This window comes from Streptomyces sp. NBC_00354 (assembly GCF_036106915.1).
Lineage (GTDB): Bacteria > Actinomycetota > Actinomycetes > Streptomycetales > Streptomycetaceae > Streptomyces.
The window spans coordinates 1290987-1308640 of sequence record NZ_CP107983.1 but is presented as its reverse complement, the minus strand read 5'-3'; the positions used below and the strand labels follow the sequence as shown (position 1 = coordinate 1308640).

Genomic DNA, 17654 nt, shown 5'->3' with positions numbered 1-17654 from the left:
CATGAGCAATCTCGATCGCCAGCCCGCTCTCTCCGCCTGCGGCGGCCGCGGCTTCGTCGTGGCCGAACCCGTGCGCGAGCTCCTCAGCCCGCGCACGGTCAAGCTCGGGGAATCCACCGAGGTCCGCCGACTCCTGCCCAACCTGGGACGCCGCATGGTGGGCGCCTGGTGCTTCGTCGACCACTACGGCCCGGACGACATCGCCGGCGAGCCCGGCATGCAGGTCGCCCCGCATCCGCACTCCGGGCTCCAGACCGTGAGCTGGCTGCACGACGGCGAGGTGCTGCACCGGGACAGCGTGGGCAGCCTTGAGACGATCCGCCCGCGCGAGCTCGGCCTGATGACCTCGGGCCGCGGCATCAGCCACTCCGAGGAGAGCCCCCGCTCGCACGGCCGCCTCCTGCACGGCGCCCAGCTGTGGGTGGCCCTCCCGGAGGCCCACCGCCATGTGGAACCCCATTTCCAGCACCACGCGGAGCTCCCACACGTGACCGCCCCGGGCCTGACCGCCATTGTCATCCTGGGCACCCTGGACACGGCGACCTCGCCGGGCACGGCGTACAGCCCGATCGTCGGCGCGGACCTGGCCCTCGCGGCGGGCACGGAGACCCGGCTCCCGCTGAACCCGGACTTCGAGTACGCGGTCCTGTCGATGTCGGGCGAAGCCCACGTGGACGGCGTCCCGGTCCTCCCGGGCTCGATGCTCTACCTCGGCTGCGGCCGCACGGAACTCCCCCTGCGCGCGGCCACGGACGCGGGCCTGATGCTGCTGGGCGGCGAGCCGTTCGAGGAGGAGATCGTGATGTTCTGGAACTGGATCGGACGGTCCCAAGAGGATATCGCGCAGGCCCGCGAGGACTGGATGAACGGGACGAGATTCGGCGAGGTCAAGGGCTACGACGGTGCTCCGCTTCCGGCCCCGGAACTCCCTCCAACTCGCCTGAAGCCCAGGGGAAGAGTGCGCTGAACTGCATGTATGTCCTGAGGGTGAAGTCAGGGTAGTGGCCGCGCTGTCGCTCCGCTTCTGAAGGTCCGTCGTATGTCTGCGAGGCCTCTGGGGGCTTCTCCCGATCTTGAGGTTGAGTCTCATGTGAAACAGGCTGTGGTCAGGTCTGGTCGGACGAATGCTGACCCTTTACTGACTCTACTGACGAGTAGTTAGATGTCGAGGCAGGGAGTCCGGGCGCGCCTCCCGGCAGAGGAGCGGCATGCCGAGGGGCCTGGTCCAGGGCTCTTCGGCTGCCGCGGGCAGCTCCAGGTGGGCTCTCGTTCGGGACCGCGGCTTGCTGTCGGTATGTCGCGGAAGTCCCTGTGCAGCGTTGTGGACGGTCAACAAAGCGCGGAGTCGAAGCCGCCGCTGTCGCTCGGTTGGGGCCATGCCTCGCCGAGTGTCGAGGGGGTGCCCACTCCATGGATCAAGCCCCGTAGGGCGTTTGCGGACATGGTCTGGCCGGTTGGGCCCCAACAGAGTGACATCGAAGCCCGCGCCGTCGAATCGGTGAGCCTTTCAGGCCGTCCTCCGGAGCGGCAGCGGCTTGGAGATGTCCCTGGCCGCGTGGATCTGGCCATGGTCCGCCCGGGCCGCCAACGTAGGGCAGCGCGGCGGGGCCGGGGCTGTGCGCTGGCCCCAGCCGGTGCTGGTTCGGGCGCGCCGTCCAACGCGCATTCCACCGCGAGCCAGGGCCGGTCAACGCTGATGTCCCAGGCCACCAGTCGAGGTGCGTGGTAGCCGTCGGGGCAGGGCGTGACGGGGCCGAACCACCGGGGGAGGTGGGTGAGGAGCACCTACCCTCGACGCCCGCCTCACCCAGGCCCACGGCGGCAAGCTCGGCCACCACAGGGGCTGTCGGCAGCCTCTCGGCCGAAGGTGTCCGCGAACCCGCGGGGCGGGTGCATTTCCAACCTGCCCGGGAGCGGCCCGGAGGCTCGTCCAAGGCGCAACCGAGGTGATTCTCCGGCCTGCTGGCCGCCGGGTCTCGGTCGAGCGCCCACGGCTGCCTGAAGGAGCCGGCAGCCGAGACGCAAGTGGGTTGGCCGGCCAGGGTGGTCGTATCACCAACCAAGCACACCGGGTTCGTGCCTGGGCTACGGCCGTTGGGTCGTTTCGGCCGTGGTTGCGAGTGTGTCGATGCAGTCCACCGCGGTCATCCTTGCTACTGTCCGCTTCGCCCAAATCGCCCGCAAGTGAATAATTCGCGCCCGCTGGTGGCCGAGAGGAAACGGACCATGAACGACTTTTCCCGTCGTAAAGTGCTCAAGGCGACGGCGGCCGCCGGTGCCGGTGCGGTCGTCACGCAGGGCTTCGCGGCCACCGAGGCCCACGGTGCGAGCGCCGTGAACGAGGCGTCCGCGAACGCGAAGTGCCCGCCGGCGAAGCTGACCGGCCGCATCGTCCGCCCCGACGACGCCGGGTACACGGACGCACGCCTCGGCTGGGACCAGCTCATCTCTCGCTATCCGCTGGTCATCGTCTTCGCCCAGAACACCCAGGACGTGGTGAACGCCCTTACATGGGCACGGCAGAACGACGTCGCGCTACGGGTCCGCAGCGGCCGCCACAACACTGAGGGCTGGTCGAACATCGACAACGGCCTCGTGATCGACATCAGCGAGCTGAAGTCGGTCCGCATCGACAGCGCCGCCCGTGTCGCGACGGTCGGCGCCGGACTCAACCAGCTGGAAGCGGTGACCACGCTCGCGGAGCAGAACTTCGCGGTGACGACCGGGACCGAAGGCAGCGTGGGCCTGTCCGGGGCGACACTCGGCGGCGGTCTCGGCTTCCTCACCCGCTGGATCGGCATGGCCTGCGACAGCCTGATCGGTGCCGAGGTCGTCGTTGCGGAAGGCGCCGAGTGCGCCAAGGTGGTCAAGGCCGATCTGCACAACAACCCGGACCTGCTCTGGGCGCTGCGCGGAGCCGGGAACGGCAACTTCGGGATCGTCACCTCACTCACCTACAAAGTGGCCCCACTGAGGAGCGTCACGTATTTGCAGGCGACTTGGGACGGAATCGGCGACCTGTCCAGGATCTTCGAGGCCTATCAGCGTACTGCGCCGTACACGGACGACCGCCTCGGCACCCAGCTCGAAATTCACCGGAACCAGATCCTGCTGTTTGGGGTCCTCGCGGAAGGAACACCCGCGGAGGCGAAGAAGCTGCTGGCCCCGATCCTGTCGGTCGACAGCCCCCAGGTGTCGGTGCAGGTAGGGAACTGGGGCGACGTGTACGCGGGCTTCCAGATCCCGATCGCGGACGAACCCGCGAACTGGAAGTTCTTCTCGCAGTTCGCCAGAAAGCCGTTCCCGAGGAAGGCGATCGATGTGGTCTCCTCGTTCATGCGGGACGCGCCCACGGACGACAGCAACTTCTTCGTGCAGGCGTTCGGCGGGGCGGTCAGGAAGAGCCCCCGCGGCGGCACGGCGTTCCCGCACCGCGACGCGCTCTTCTACTCCGAGCCCGGCGCCGGCTGGGGGACCCGCTCCGACCAGCCGGGCGTCTGCGACCCGCTCACCCCGCAGGCCCAGGCTTGGATCGCCGAATTCAGCCAGGCACTGCGCCCCTACGTAGACGGTGCCTACGTCAACGTGGCGAACATCGGCATGCAGGACTGGGAGACCGCCTACTGGGGATCGAACTTCGACCGACTGCGCAAGATCAAGGCGGAGTACGACCCCCACAACGTCTTCAAGTACGAGCAGAGCATCCCGCCCGCGTCCTGCTGAACGAACAGGCCTGAGCCCCCTCCCGACCGGCGAGGGGGCTCAGCCACGACCTGCCCGTCCTGATGGAGAAGCCACGCTGTTGCAGGACGCCTATAAACCTGATTGAAACCGTTGACGGATGGTTGAGGATCTCCAGCCCAAAGGGCCTCATCGGCCGACCGCATGAGCCTGCGTCCCTGCGAATGCCGACCTCGTCGGCGATCACGAAGGCGTCACGGGCGTCGGTCTTGCCCTCGCGGCAGTATCCGTTGCCGGCCCGGTTCACGACGCGGCCGGGAATCTAGAGTCTCCTGTCCGGCCAGCAGCCAGGAGGAGTGCAAGCTCGCCGTCCTCGCTGTCGCCCGCTCGTTCTGGTGCGCTCCGGCGTCTTTGGCTGTGAAGGGGCTGGTCAGACGGGGTAGAGGTGACGCAGCAGAGCCCCTCGTCGCTGGCGTGGTGATACCACTCATCACGTCGGCGACGAGGGGCCTGTTGGTTCCGTATTCTTCCACGCTCGATGTCCCGCACGAGCTCGTCGAACACGTCTCCTGGCTGATCCATGCCCGTCGGCAGGAGCTGAACTCGCCGTGGCGGCATCTGGGTTGTTGCAAGCAGGCCCTGCCGGCACTGGCTCATCTACGGAAGAACGAGAGGTTCCCGCAGCTCGCGGCTGGTTTCGGCGTCTCCACGGCTACCGCCTGGCGGTACGTCGACGAAACGCTCAAGGTCCTGGCCGCATGGACGCCCGGTCCGCACGAGGCGCTGGTGGGAATGGGTGAAGACGACTTCGTCATCGTTGAGGGGACCCTGATCCCCACTGACCGAATCGCCGCGGACGAGCCCGGCCGACCGGACCGACCAAGGCGCCGGCGCCACCGTCCGCACTCCCTACTACCGCCACAGCATCCAGCCCCCGCACTACCAGCAGTACAACCGAGACCACGTCCGACTCCGAGCACCGGGCGAACGCGCCTTCGCACTGCTGAAGACCTGGCGCGTCCTCCGCCGGACCCGCTGCCCAACCAACCGCACCAGCCGCATCGTTGTTGCGGTCCGTACCCTCATCACCTGCGAAAACACAGGATGAAAAAGGTTCAGTGAAACCTCTTCACGCCTGAACCATCACAGCTCGGCTTTGACGATCGCGATCAGGTGATCATTTACATGCAAATCACGACAAATGCAAGAACATCGATAGATCGGCGTGGTTGACCTTGATCTCGACATATCCGACATTACGCTGCCGCTGTTGATCAACAACGCCGAAAGGGATGCCCGTGCCTCTCCAGCCCAACCATGACCGCACGTCCGCCACGCAGTCTGTGCTCCCACGCTTGAAGTACCGCGCCGGCCGACACCTGGGACGGCTACGGGCCGTCGCCGTGGCCGGAGCCCTGCTCGCCGGGCTGAGTCCGGCGGCGGCCGCTGCGCCGCCGGCCGCCGCCGTGACAGGGCACAAGGGCGATCCGACGCAGTACTGGAACAAGGTCCTGCTTCAGACCTTCCGCAATGCGCGGGGCTCGGACGCCTCGCCCGGCAAACTCGCCAGGTCCGGGGCGATGGTCTTCGCGGCGATCTACAACGCCGAGAGCGCCTATCAGAACACGTACGGAACCTTGAAGTACCAGCCGTACCTCAACCGGCCGCTGAAGTACGCCGGCGAATCGTCGCAGCCGGGTCGGGACGAAGAGGAGCGGCTGATCGACCGTACGGCGTACCGGATGATCTCCGAGCTGTACCCGGGCGACAAGGCCTACATCGACGCCCGGTACGAGGCCCGGACCGGCCGCTCCCCCTACGGCTACGAGCCCCTCGACCGCCTGGTGGTCGACCGCGTGGTGCGGCAGATCAACAAGTCCCGGGCGGATGACGGTTCGGACAACCCGGAGGTCTTCGACGGCGACACCACCACCCCTGGGGCCTGGCGGCCGACGGGTGAAGAGGCGACGGCTGACGAAGGGGCCTGCAAGGAGCCGAGCGACGCGGTGACCCCGAACTGGGGCAAGGTGAAACCGTTCGTGCTCCGCTCCGGCTCGCAGTTCCGGCCCCCCACCCTGCGAGGCTTCACTTCCTACGACGAAATGCTGGCCAGCCCGGAGTACGCGCGCCAGGTCGACGAGGTGCGACGGGTCGGTGCCGTCGACTCCACCGAGCGCACCTACGATCAGACCGTCGTCGGCTGGTTCTGGGACCACGACCTGAACGGCACCTACCACCCCCCGGGGCAACTGCTCCAGCTGACCGGGACCGTCGCCAAGAAGTTCAAGCTCGACACGTACGAGACCACCCGCTTGTTCGCGCTGTCGGCGCTGTCGTTGGCGGATGCCGGGATCGCAGCCTGGGACAGCAAGATGGACAGCCCGATCAACGAGTGGCGCCCGGTGTCCGCGGTCCGGGCGACGGGCGGCGCGAACGCAAACTGGGAGCCCCTCAGTGCGGACCGCTCGGGGGCACCGTGGACCCCGTGCTTCCCCGCCTGGACCTCTGGGCACGCCAACTTCACGGCTGCGTGGGCAGGCGCGATGCAGCACTACTTCGACCGTGACGACGTCTCGTTCACCGCACACTCCGAGGACCCGCACACACTCGTTCTGTCCCGCCAGATGAACAGCTTCAGCCAGGTCGCCCAGGAGGGCGAGTTCAGCCGACTCTGGCTGGGCGCGCACTTCCGCTGGGACGCCGAGGACGGGAGGGAGATCGGCACCAACGTTGCCGAGTACGTGTTCGACAACGCGCTCCGGCCGACACGACCGGGCCGTCCTGATCAGCGGTGAAACGGCACCGTGGCCCACGCCGGCCGGATCGGCCGGCGCCCCGGCTCAGAGGTCCTGACAGAAGCTGTTGATCATGTGACGTTCGGTACCCGCGGGCGGACTCCACCTGCTTCGGCGCCGGATCCGGAAGCAATGGTTCGATGAGCGACCACAGTTCATAGGGGCTGCGGGTCGCGAAGAAGCCGGACTGGTCGCGGGCGGTGATCGACTCCTCCCACGTCAGGGCCGCTCGACGGGGCCCCAAAGCGGTCCCGGCCCGGTCGACCGTGCACGTCCGGGCAGCAAGCACCACCTCATCGTCGACGGCCCGGGCATCCCGCCGGCCGTGTCGCTGACCGGCGGGATCCGCAACGACGTCACCCAGCTGATGCCGCTGCTGAACAAGATCCCGCCGGTCGCCGGCCTCGTCGGCCGGCCCCGCAGACGACCCGACACCCTCCTGGCCGACCGCGGCCACGACCACGACAAGTACCGCCGCCTGGTCTGGGCGACCGGAGTCAAACCCGCGATCGCCCGCCGCGGAGTCCCACACGGCTCCGGCCTCGGCGTCTACCGGTGGGTCGTAGAGCGGACCATGTGCGCCACGAGGCGCTCTGTTTGTATCCCCGGCTGAGCCGGGAGGAACTCGGAAGGAGGTTCCTGGGCCGAATGACTTACCTGGATCCGAAAGGTGAAGGGGACAACAGCATGTCAGGAAACCAGTAACCGGGCCCAGTTGTCAGGGACGGTGTACTGGGCGGCCCGCGCGATATGGCGAAGACTGGATTGTTTGAAGCCCAATCTCCAGAAGATGCAAGTTCCCATCCGCCGGAAAGACTACTGAAACCGGCGCCGCACTCTGCTTTGGCTTCGATTGTTGGCCGGGGCACTTCCGGGGTGCGGGGCGATGTCCAGCGAGGACATTCAAGGAGATGAGTGGGACGCCTAAGTCGCGCTAGAACGTACAGATAGAGACGAACGTGGGATCGCCTACGGGACGCGAGTCCCATGGCGACGGAGGCCTCGTAGTAGTCGCCGGAGTCACGACCGGCCAAGGGGGACGGGAAAGCTGTCCGCAGGGCGAAGGGGGCCAGGTGATTCGGACACCGAGACCTGGGAGGTATGCGTAATGCAGAGCGCCAAAACGGTGCTGGGTGTCCTGCGTGAGCGCGGCAGGCGCGGCCTGTCGTGCGACGAACTGTATCGACAGCTTTTCAACCCGCAGTTGTATCTCATGGCCTACGGTCGCATCTATGCCAACCATGGTGCGATGACGCCCGGGGTCACGCCGGAAACCGTGGACGCGATGTCTCAGCGGAAGATCAGCCGGATCATCGAAGCGGTGCGTCACGAGCGATACCGCTTCCGGCCGGTCCGGCGCGTGTTCATCCCGAAGAAGGATGGGAAGACACGCCCGCTGGGATTGCCGACCTGGTCGGACAAACTCGTCGGTGAAGTCGTCCGCCTCTTGTTGGAGGCGTACTACGATCCGGCATTCTCCGACCGCTCTCATGGGTTTCGCCCCCGCCGGGGCTGCCACACCGCTCTGCGGGAGGTGGCCCACACGTGGACCGGGACATCTTGGTTCATCGAGGGCGACATTGCCGATTGCTTCGGCAGCCTGGACCACGAGGTCCTGCTGTCGATCATTGGCGAGAAGATCCATGACCAGCGGTTTCTGCGGCTGGTGCGCAACATGCTGACAGCCGGATACCTGGAGGACTGGAAGTGGGGCGCCACACTCTCCGGAGCGCCGCAAGGTGGAGTGGCATCCCCGGTCCTGTCCAACATCTACCTGCACAAGCTGGACGAGTTCGTCGAGAAAGTTCTGATCCCGGAATACACCCGGGGAGACCGCCGGGCCCGCAACCCCGCCTATCTGGAGTTGCAGAATCTCCTGGCGAAAGCCCGCCGGCGCGGCGACCGGGCAGAAGCCCGGGCACTTCGTCAGCAGATGGTCAGCCTGCCGAGCGCGGATCCGAACGATCCTGGATACCGGAGGCTGCGTTACATCCGCTATGCGGACGACCATCTCCTCGGATTCACCGGACCGAAAGCCGAGGCCGAGCAGATCAAGCACCGCCTGGCGGAGTTCCTGCGTGACGAACTCAGGCTGGAACTATCCCAGGCCAAAACGCTGATCACTCATGCCCGTACCGGGGCTGCGAGGTTCCTCGGCTACGAGATCACGACTCAGCACAACGACACGAAGAAGACTGGCCGTTACCGGCGTGTCAACGGCCAGATCGCACTCCGTGTCCCACGGGACGTGATCAAAGCCAAATGTTCCCCTTACCTGTTCCGCGGGAAACCCGCGAGAAGGAACGCTCTGATCAACAGTGGCGATCATGCGATCGTCGCGACCTACGGAGCGGTCTACCGGGGCATTGTCCAGTACTACCTGCTTGCCGGAGATGTTTTCCGGCTGCACCGCATGCAATGGGTCATGGAGACCTCCATGCTCAAGACCCTCGCGGCCAAGCACCGCTCGACGGTGTCGAAAATGGCGGCCAAGCACAAGGCCAGGATCGATACACCCAACGGGCCCCGAGTCTGTTTCGAGGCCCGCGTCGAGCGGAAGAACAGGAATCCACTGGTGGCAAGGTTCGGTGGAATTCCACTCCAGCAGCAACGGTCGGCGAAGGTCGTCGACCGTCGCCCCGCCTGGGTGGACTATCCGCAGAAAGAGCTGATCACACGGCTCCTGGCGGATACCTGCGAGATCTGCGGAAGCATCGGGGATGTTGAGGTACATCACATCCGTGCACTCGCTGATCTCGCGCATTCCGGATGGCCGCCGTCCGACTGGGCGCGCGTGATGCTCGATCGGCGCCGCAAGACAGTTGTGGCCTGTGTCAGCTGTCATGACCGTATCCATGTCACACGATCGGCTGAATCACTCACGCGGTGATCACTGGAGAGCCGGATGATCGGGAAACCATCACGTCCGGTTCGGCGGGAGGCCGCGCGGAAAAGGAACCTGCCAACAGCAGACACCTCGCCGCGCGGCCGACCCAACCGCCTGGCTCCACGGCTTCCGCCGACTACGGATCCGGTAGCTCTGCAGGCGATGGAGGACGCCGGGGAGGAGGTTTTCCATCTTTGCGCCGCACCGCAGCGGAGCGGCAGCCCGCGAGGCCTGACGTCTCCTTCGCTGCTGACGCGGCGATTCCCGGAGACGCCGCCCGCCAGGCTGGTGCTGTCGGCACGGTCACGATCGCATCCAGATCTCTCGAGTCGCCCGCCCCCGGGCAGTGGCCGTGGCGAACCAGCGGGTTCCCGCTCTACGAGCACGCCACAGAGCTACCTGCCTTGCGGTGCAATACATTCCGCACAGGCTCACCGGTCGCGTCGGATTCCTCCACGGCTTGGGCGAGGAGCTTTCCGGCCAGCTCGTAACGGCGGTCCGGCAGGTTGACGGCGACCTGCTTCGCCGAGCGGAGGTAGAGCTTGGCCGGCCTCCCCGCGCCCGCGCCGGAGCGTCCGCTGCGGCGCTCGTAGACGACAGCAAGCAGTAACTCTCGGCCAGCCGGTCAAGGTGTAACGCCGCTGTCCTACGAGCCAGCCCAAGGGCAGCGGCAGCCTCGTCCCGGCTGACCGGGCCGGGCTGGCGCACCACGTAGTCGTAGAGCCTCCTGCGGGTCGACTCGTCGATCGCGGCGATGGCGGAGACGTCGGGGTCGCGTACTTCCTTAGGGGCATCCAGGTGACGCGGGTGCTGTCCAACCTGCTGGTCAACGCCATCCGTCACACCCCGGCCGACGACGTCGGCCGGTTCCCGGGCTCAGCCGATCACACCCGCCGACTCGCGCTGGCCGGCCCGGGCGAACTCGGCCATCCCTTCGGCGAAGCCGACCGTCGGATGCCAGCCCAGCTCCTTGCGCAGCCGGGCGGAATCGGCGGTGATGTGCCGTACGTCGCCGAGGCGGAACTCGCCCGTCACCACCGGGGCGGGTCCGCCGTGCGCCGAGGCGAGCTCGGCGGCCATCTCTCCGACCGTGTGCGGTTCCCCGCTGCCGGTGTTGTACGCGGACAGTGTGCCCGCACGCCGGGTACCGGCCGCCTCGATCGCCACCGCATTGGCCGCGGCCACGTCCGTGACGTGGACGAAGTCCCTTCGCTGCGCACCGTCTTCGAAGACCCGGGGGCTTCGCCCCGGGCGAGCGAGGAGCGGAAGAAGGAGGCCACCCCGGCGTACGGGGTGTCGCGCGGCATCCCCGGCCCGTACACGTTGTGGTAGCGCAGCGACACCGCCCGACCCTCCACGCACCGGGCCCAGCTCGCCGCGAGGTGCTCCTGGGCCAGTTTCGTCGTCGCGTACACGTTCCGCGGATCCGTCGGGGCGTCCTCACCGACCAGGCCCGGCGCGAGTTCGGCTCCGCAGTCGGGGCAGCGGGGTTCGAACCGGCCCGCCGTCAGGTCCTCGGTCCGACGCGGCCCGGGGCGTATCGTCCCGTGCCGTTCGCACGTGTACCAGCCCTCCCCGTAGACCACCATCGACCCGGCGAGCACGAGCTCCCGCACCCCGGCGGTCGCCATCTCCGCCAGCAGCACCGCTGTCCCGAGATCGTTGCAACCGACATAGTCCGGGGCGTCCGCGAAGTCCTTGCCGAGGCCGACCACGGCCGCCTGGTGGCACACCGCGTCGATCCCGCAGAGCGCGGCCCGGACCGCGACGGCGTCCCGTACGTCGGCGCGCACGAACCCGGCGTCGGGCAGGGGCGGGGTGCCGGGGTGGGCGGCTGGGAGCAGGGCGTCGAGGACGACGGACTCGTGTCCGTGGGCCGTGAGGGCGGAGACGATGTGGGAGCCGACGAACCCGGCCCCTCCGGTGACGAGTACGCGAATGCTCCGGACGCTACGCAGTGCGGAGTATGCGGAGGGTCTCCCACGCGTGCACGTAAGACTTCCGTCATACGGGAGCGCTGGGAACGGCGACCGGGGCGTGACGGCCGGGGGCTTCGGGCGGGAAGTCAGTGGTGACCGAGGTGGTCGTGGTCCTTCCAGATGCCGTCGCCCGGCATGTCGAGGCGGGCGGTGAGCGGTCGGCGCCACGAGGGAGTGGCGGTGGGTTCGCCCCAGTAGTCGGTGACCCGTACGGCCCGGCCGTCGCGGAGCTCGGCGATGGTGACGTTGCGGTAGAGGCGGCCGTCGCCGTAGTCGCAGGTCCATTCCACGACGATGACGTCGTCGTCGAGGCGCAGCCGCCGCCCCACTTCGAGCGTGAGCTCGGGGAAGTTCCCCTCGACCTCACCGATGAGCTTGCTGCCGCGGACGACCTCGCCCATCTGGGGCCACTGCCGCTCGACGTCCGGGGCGAGCGGCACCCCGAGGATGTAGGCGAGGCGGGTGTGGCCGTTCGATTCCGGTGTCGGCTCGTTCATTGCCATCAGTCCTTCCTGTGCGGTGGGCGGCGGACCGGATGGGGCGCGCGTCGTGGTGCGCCGGAGCCGTCGACCACGCTGCCGATGTGGAAGCGGACCCGGCGGCCGGTACCGCCCTCATCGTCGTCGGAGCCACCAGGAGACCACTCCAGGACCGCGGTGCCGGACAGGTGCACGGTGCGCCCCGTGGCGAAATCGGCGAACAGCAGTGCCGCGGTGCTGTCGACGGCCAGATTGCCGAGGCTGTTGGCATGAGGCCGCCTCGTCCGCGGTGGTGAGCGTCCCGTTGACCCGGAAGCGACGGCGGGTGGCGAAGTCGATGGCCAGCAGGCCGACCAGTTGACCGTGAGGGAGCCCGTGAAGCGGCGCGCGACGACTCCAGCCGGCTGTGGATCTCACCGCTGACCGGACCGCCTGGCGCCTTCGACGTCATCGCGGCATCCACTCCGCGCGTACGCACGGCACCCGCCGCCGACGACCCACCCACCCGACCTGCGTGGCGTGGCGGGGCGGCCAGCTTCCTCGCCGCCCGCACACTCGCCGCGACAGCGGTGGGGAGCGCGGGCGTCTGGTCGGGGTCGTGACGGCCGCGGCCCTGATGCAGCACTTCCTCGCTGCGGGGGACCAAGTGTGAGCGACTGGCACAGCTGGGCCGCGATCGCCTGTTCGCCGGCGCGTACGCGCTGATCATCAGCGAGAAGGTGCACCGCCACCGCCATCGGAGCTTCCGCCAACGTCGTGGTGCTCGGTATCGCCGAGCGCAACCGCCACCCCATCAGCTTCTGGGAGTTCACCACGTACGGCCTCGTGGTCATGGTGGCGACCGTCGCCCTCTCCGCCCTCTACCTGTGGCTGCGCTACTTCGCCCTCGCCTGGATCAGCTTTCGTCGCCGGGCCAGCCGAGGAGCCGGGCGCCGATCACGGCGGTCTGGAGGTGTGGCGGTTCACGGGGTCGGCCGGGTCGGCGGCGGTGAGGGAGTGGATGCGTTCCAGCCGGTAGGTGAGCGCCCGAACGCTCAGCGACAGGCGGCCTCGGTGGAGACGCATCCGCTGTCGAAGTAGGCGGTGAGCGTGTCGATCAGGGGCTGGGCGCCGCCCCGGGCCGTGCTCAGGGGACCGAGCGTGCTCTCCACCAGGTCTTCCATGGCCTGCCGGTCCCGGGTCAGGACCGGGTAGACGAGGAGGTCGACCGTGTGCAGTACGGGCCCGTCGAGCCCCATGCGCTCCGCGATGTCGAGGGCGCTCAGGGCTTGCTCGTAGGAGTGGACCACCCCGCCGGCACCCGGGTGGGAGCGCCCGATGGCGATCCGGCCGCCATCGGTGGCGGCGTAGGCCTGTTTGGCAAAGAAGGACAGGACGTCCGGCTGGTCCCCGGGAGCGACACAGATGAGCCGGCCGTCCTTGGTGGTCAGCAGGATCTGTCGGCCCGGGAAGCGGGTGAGCACAGCCGTCTCGATGCCCCGGGCCACAAGGAAGCCGTCGCCGTACGGCTCTGCCCCGGCCGCGACGGCCACGGCGTGGGCCTGAGCCTGGCTTGGGACGCGTCCGTGTGGGCGACCGTCTCCAGGGCCACGATGTCCCGTCCCGTCGCCGCGGCCACGGCCCGGTCGTCGGGCAGCAGTTGCGGGCCGCGATCCCCGCTGGACTCCGCGCCCTCCGCGTCGGCCGGGTCACTCGTCGTCGCGGACAGGAGGGCGAGGGTGCACAGTCCCGGATCGGCCACCTCGCCCCTCCCTGGAGGCGTACGCTCCACCGCTCGCAGCAGGAGGCCGTCGGCCTGGACCACCTTGCTGGTACCGGCGACGGCGCTGGCCGCCAGCGCGGGGGGCCGTGGTGTCGGCGTCCGAGGCACGGTCGTCGAGGAGTCCAGCTCCCGCAGGTCGATCCCGGGCACCGCCACCATCGCGGCCTGGTCGAGGAGTTCCTCCAGGTGCTGGCCGAGCTTGCGGTTGTACAGCCGGATCACGAGCCGCAGCCTCGGGTTGAGCCGACGTGCGACCAGGGCGGCCCGGATGTTGGTATCGTCGGCCTCGTACACCAGGGCCAACGGGGGTGGCCCCGGCCACCCCCGCAGCGGCCAGCACCTCCTCGTCGGGCTCCACCGCCTCCAGGACCCATGGCTCCCGCGCCGGCGGCCGTTCCCCGGCAGGGTTCCGCAGCCGCGTGAGCGAGACCCGGCCCAGCAGGCCTCGTCCCGGTGCGCCGGTTGCACGGCCCACGCTCGGCTGGGCATCACGGTCGGCAGGCGCTACGAGCGTCACCCGTTCCTTGTAGACCTCCTGTAGCTCGGAGGCCAGACGACGGGCCAGCCCGTCGTCACCGCACACGACCATCCGCCCATCGGCGTACGGCGGTTGAGGCTGCGCTGATATCGAAGACACCGCCTCAGGATGTCCTGAGTAGTGGCGGGTCCCGCCCCGCCCGCCCACGTGTCGCCGTGATCGTGGGGAGGGGGCCGTCCGGGGGAATCATTGGTCCGGAACGCACCACGGTCACGGGTCGCGGCGAGACATGGGGGATGACCGCTCATGAATACCGGGCCTGGAGCACCGGCTCCTACGCGCGGGCGATCCACGCCCCACAGAGTGCCCTGTCCCTGTGCGATGCGGAGGGCTGGTCCTTCCCCCTGGACCTGGAAAGGTGGTGCGCCCGGGCGGACGCGGCCGACAGGACCGTGCTGCGGCGGTGCACCGGCCGGGTACTGGACATCGGGTGCGGCGCCGGCCGTATGGTCGAGGCACTTGCGGGGCGTGGCCACCACGTCCTCGGCATCGACGTCTGTCCTGTCGCAGTGATCACGACCGCCTGCCGGGGTGGCTCAGCGGTGAGCAGATCGGTCTTCGACCCGCTCCCCGACGAGGGCCGGTGGGGAACGGCGCTGCTGATCGACGGCAACATCGGGATCGGTGGCGAGCCCCGGCGGCTGCTGCACCGGATCAGGGAAGTCGTGGCTCCGGAGGGACTCCTCCTGGTGGAGACCGCAGTCGGGGAGGTCGACGAGCGCCGCCGCGTCCGGATCCACTCCGGCCACCAGCCGGTCAGCACCGTCTTCCCCTGGGCCGTGGTCGGGGCTACCGCCCTCGGCGGCCATGCCACGGCGTCGGGGTGGACCGAGGCCGAACGGTGGAGCAGCGCTCGCGGTCGTCACTTCGTCGCGCTGCGCGCCTGCCGCTGAGCCCGGCTCCAGCGCCAGTCTCAGCGGTGTGCTCGCGGAACTGCATTGCGCCGTACTTCTGGATGCGCTCGGCCTTGCCTTGGTTCCTTGGGGCGGCCTTCTTCTCCTGGTAGACCGTGGTGAGGCGATCGATGGCCTTGTCCTGGGTGGGGAAGCCGGCCTCCTCGGTCTGCTTACCGGCCGCACTGCGGTAACGGATCGTGTACTCGTGCGGGCACTTCGACCAGCGGGACTGCGGGTGCTCGCAGTCCTTGAAGAAGGTGCACATTCCGTGGGCGAGCGACTTCGTTGCCAGCGGTGCGGGACCCCTCGGGCGCCAATGCTGACCCTTTGCTGACGCCGGAGGGTCCACCATGTTCCTGACCTGCACGAAGACGGATATCTCGTCTACGTTCTGGAACTGGATCGGACGGTCCCAAGAGGACATCGCAGGCTTCCGCGAGGACTGGATGAACGGCACCCGCTACGGCGAGGTGAAGGGCTATGACGGCGCTCCGATTCCGGCCCCAGAACTCCCCCCAACTCGCCTGAAACCTCGGGGTCGTGTGCGCTGACCTGTGTTGATGCCGGAAGCGGGGTCGCGTGAGTGGCTACGTAGGCCCTTCCGCTTGTGGTGCCCCTTCGGAAGTCGACACGGCAACCGAAGGGGCCAGTCGATCTTGCTCTTGGATATCAAGTGAGGCGGTCTGTGGTCGACTCTGGTCGGACGGATGCTGACACTCTACTGACGAGTAGTTAGATTGTTGAGGGGCCCGAGGAGTGTGCCCCTGTCTAAGGGCGGCAGGACTGCGCGAGGCGCATCAGCCTAGATCTGAGTCTCGTCATGGAAGCCTGATCCGAGCTGTCGGCCGGGGTGAAGGACGACCGCCGATTCGGCGGTGAGCCCATCGACGAGTTGTGGACAGTCGCCAAATGGTGCCGCGCGATGAAACCTGGACGACCACCAGGACACCTCCCGGCGCCTGGACAGGCTCAGGCAGCGTCCCAGGCCGGTGGAGCGCCCGCTGCATGCTTACCTTGTAGGAGCGGACCGAGTTTCACACTGCGCCCGCTCCGGAGGACGTTCTGCCACGACCGCCGAGCGATCCCAGACCCCCGTGGAGGGATCACGTTGCGGCCCTCGGCTGCCCCGGAGGGCGACCGCCATCGGGTCCTGATCATCCAGCTCGGGCGAGGGTGGTGTGTTGCGATCCTCGGCTCCCGGAGGACGAGCGCCACTACGGGCGCGCAGACGCGGGCCGACGCCAACTACCGGGCGTTGCGATCCTCGGTCACCCGGAGGGCGACCGACGCGCCCACGGGTGCCGCTCCGCCGCCCCAAAGGGCCGTGAAGGGGGGCTGGTCTTCGGAGCCTTGGCGGACGGCCGAGGCAATTCGGCTGTCGGGCGACTACTCGCCTGTCGGAGTGTGCGTTCAGCCGATGAGGCGGGTCAGGGTGATGCCGGCGGGAAGGTCGGTGTCGCGGATCTCGACGGTGCCGTAGTCGGTGAAGCTGCGGGCGCTGACGTCGCCGAGGGGCTTGATGTGGATTCGGTCGAGGAGGGTGTGGGCTGGGGCGCGGCCGAAGGCGTCGTCGTGGGTGAAGACGTACAGTCCGCGCAGTGCGAGGGCGCCTCGGGCTGCGGCCCGGTCGTGGTCGAGCATGAGGGTGAATGCGCGCCAGAAGGCTGCAAGGTCTTCGCTGGTGACTCCGGTCTTGGCGGCGAGTGGGGCGCTGAAGTGGCCGGCGCCGCGGTAGAGACCGTAGGGGACGATGTGCTTGGAGCCCATCTCGGTCTCTTTGCCCTTCTTGCCTTCTTCGGGGTTGTGTCAGGCGTCGATGTCTTCCTGCTTGGTGGGGGTGACGCGGGTGACGCCGATGTCGAAGGGGGTGATGGGGTCGATGGAGCGGGAGAAGGAGATTTGCATGGGCCCTTGGACGCGGCCGGCTGTCTTGTCCCTCTTGCCGGTGGACATGACGGCGCCGAACATGCGGACGTCGAAGAAGTTGCGGCACATCCAGGTGCGGGCTTCGCTCTGGTTTGTGGCCCCGTTCTCGGGGGTGTAGGCCCTTTCGTGCTGGGCGTTGAGGGCGACGCCGGCTTCCACATAGATCTCGTAGCCGGGCTTGTTCTCGTCGCGGTTGATCAGGGCGATCGTGTTGCGGATCTTCCGCTTGATGGCGACGTCGGCGATCAGGCCTTGGCCGGTGACCGGGTCGGTGCGGGGGATGCCGCCGTTGTCCGGGTCTCTGTTGGGGTTGCTGTCGGTGGCGTCGATGAGGAAGACGAAGTCGTGCTTGCGGGTCGGGTCGAGGTGCGCCTGGGTCATGTCGGTCCGTTCTCGGGAGGCTGCCAGCTGTGGGTGGTGTCCGTTGAGGGCGTGGCTGTCCGGAGGTGGGTCATGGCTGAGACGGGAGGCTGACGCTCTTGTCGTCGGTGCTGCGGGACTTGGCAGCGGCCCGGTCGGCGGCGCGCTGCTGTTCGTAGCCGATGACGAAGCGGCCTTGCTCGCGGGGTGTTAGGTGCAGGGGGAGGTCGTCGCGGAAGGCGCTGAAGACCTCACCGAGCCGGCTCTCCAGTGCGACTCCTGCCCCGGGACGGTCCCTTCGCAGGAACTGCGCATGATTCCGCGGGCTGTTCGCAGGCAGGGGTGGGAACG

7 protein-coding genes and 9 pseudogenes are annotated in these 17654 nt (G+C 68.2%); 8 read left to right on the top strand and 8 right to left on the bottom strand.

The features are described 5' to 3' along the window. The first annotated feature begins 1 nt into the window (after position 1). Both OHT74_RS06155 and OHT74_RS06150 read left to right on the top strand, forming a co-directional pair. The gene (locus tag OHT74_RS06155; RefSeq protein ID WP_328619624.1) at positions 2-967 is read left to right on the top strand and encodes a pirin family protein; all 966 of its coding nucleotides are present in this window, start codon (positions 2-4) and stop codon (positions 965-967) included. A 1259-nt stretch (positions 968-2226) separates the two neighbouring features. Next, positions 2227-3723, top strand: a complete 1497-nt coding sequence (locus OHT74_RS06150) for an FAD-binding oxidoreductase (protein WP_328619623.1) — start codon at positions 2227-2229, stop codon at positions 3721-3723. 142 nt (positions 3724-3865) lie between these two features. On the opposite strand, the pseudogene OHT74_RS06145 reads toward OHT74_RS06150, so the two are convergent. Continuing rightward, a pseudogene (locus tag OHT74_RS06145) lies at positions 3866-4003 on the bottom strand (IS110 family transposase); the annotation flags it as partial. A 152-nt stretch (positions 4004-4155) separates the two neighbouring features. On the opposite strand from OHT74_RS06145, the pseudogene OHT74_RS06140 reads away from it, so the two are divergent. From OHT74_RS06140 to OHT74_RS06125, 4 genes and pseudogenes are all read left to right on the top strand, one after another. Next, positions 4156-4789 (top strand): annotated as a pseudogene (locus tag OHT74_RS06140) (transposase family protein). Between the two features lie 247 nt (positions 4790-5036). Continuing rightward, positions 5037-6476, top strand: coding sequence for a vanadium-dependent haloperoxidase (locus OHT74_RS06135; RefSeq protein ID WP_328619622.1), 1440 nt, complete (start codon positions 5037-5039; stop codon positions 6474-6476). Positions 6477-6640: 164 nt separating this feature from the next. Then, positions 6641-7050: pseudogene (locus tag OHT74_RS06130) on the top strand (transposase); the annotation flags it as partial. Between the two features lie 534 nt (positions 7051-7584). Continuing rightward, positions 7585-9366 (top strand): reverse transcriptase/maturase family protein, encoded by a 1782-nt coding sequence (locus OHT74_RS06125; protein ID WP_328619621.1) that lies wholly within the window; start codon positions 7585-7587, stop codon positions 9364-9366. 397 nt (positions 9367-9763) lie between these two features. On the opposite strand, the pseudogene OHT74_RS06120 reads toward OHT74_RS06125, so the two are convergent. The 5 genes and pseudogenes from OHT74_RS06120 to OHT74_RS06100 form a co-directional block, all read right to left on the bottom strand. Then, positions 9764-10161, bottom strand: a pseudogene (locus OHT74_RS06120) (helix-turn-helix domain-containing protein); the annotation flags it as partial. A gap of 78 nt (positions 10162-10239) precedes the next feature. Beyond that, a pseudogene (locus OHT74_RS06115) lies at positions 10240-11303 on the bottom strand (NAD-dependent epimerase/dehydratase family protein). Positions 11304-11428: 125 nt separating this feature from the next. Then, a complete protein-coding gene (locus tag OHT74_RS06110) occupies positions 11429-11839 on the bottom strand; it encodes a nuclear transport factor 2 family protein (RefSeq protein WP_328619620.1) in 411 nt (136 codons plus the stop codon). An 877-nt stretch (positions 11840-12716) separates the two neighbouring features. Continuing rightward, a pseudogene (locus OHT74_RS06105) lies at positions 12717-13368 on the bottom strand (PucR family transcriptional regulator); the annotation flags it as partial. An 8-nt stretch (positions 13369-13376) separates the two neighbouring features. Then, positions 13377-14172 (bottom strand): annotated as a pseudogene (locus OHT74_RS06100) (NAD-binding protein); the annotation flags it as partial. Positions 14173-14357: 185 nt separating this feature from the next. Between OHT74_RS06100 and OHT74_RS06095 the strand changes: the two are divergent. Both OHT74_RS06095 and OHT74_RS06090 read left to right on the top strand, forming a co-directional pair. Continuing rightward, the gene (locus tag OHT74_RS06095; RefSeq protein ID WP_266998534.1) at positions 14358-15014 is read left to right on the top strand and encodes a class I SAM-dependent methyltransferase; all 657 of its coding nucleotides are present in this window, start codon (positions 14358-14360) and stop codon (positions 15012-15014) included. A 392-nt stretch (positions 15015-15406) separates the two neighbouring features. Then, a pseudogene (locus tag OHT74_RS06090) lies at positions 15407-15568 on the top strand (pirin family protein); the annotation flags it as partial. A gap of 859 nt (positions 15569-16427) precedes the next feature. On the opposite strand, the pseudogene cas7c reads toward OHT74_RS06090, so the two are convergent. Both cas7c and OHT74_RS42080 read right to left on the bottom strand, forming a co-directional pair. Further along, a pseudogene (gene cas7c, locus OHT74_RS06085) lies at positions 16428-17324 on the bottom strand (type I-C CRISPR-associated protein Cas7/Csd2). 70 nt (positions 17325-17394) lie between these two features. After that, a complete protein-coding gene (locus OHT74_RS42080; protein ID WP_353962365.1) occupies positions 17395-17643 on the bottom strand; it encodes a type I-C CRISPR-associated protein Cas8c/Csd1 in 249 nt (82 codons plus the stop codon). Positions 17644-17654: the final 11 nt, after the last annotated feature.

Excerpts from the sequence above, each read along its gene's own strand:
- OHT74_RS06150 (WP_328619623.1), top strand. The coding sequence starts at position 2,227 with ATGAACGACTTTTCCCGTCGTAAAGTGCTCAAGGCGACGGCGGCCGCC.
- OHT74_RS06095 (WP_266998534.1), top strand. The coding sequence starts at position 14,358 with ATGACCGCTCATGAATACCGGGCCTGGAGCACCGGCTCCTACGCGCGG.
- OHT74_RS06110 (WP_328619620.1), bottom strand. The coding sequence starts at position 11,839 with ATGAACGAGCCGACACCGGAATCGAACGGCCACACCCGCCTCGCCTAC.
- OHT74_RS06125 (WP_328619621.1), top strand. The coding sequence starts at position 7,585 with ATGCAGAGCGCCAAAACGGTGCTGGGTGTCCTGCGTGAGCGCGGCAGG.
- OHT74_RS06155 (WP_328619624.1), top strand. The coding sequence starts at position 2 with ATGAGCAATCTCGATCGCCAGCCCGCTCTCTCCGCCTGCGGCGGCCGC.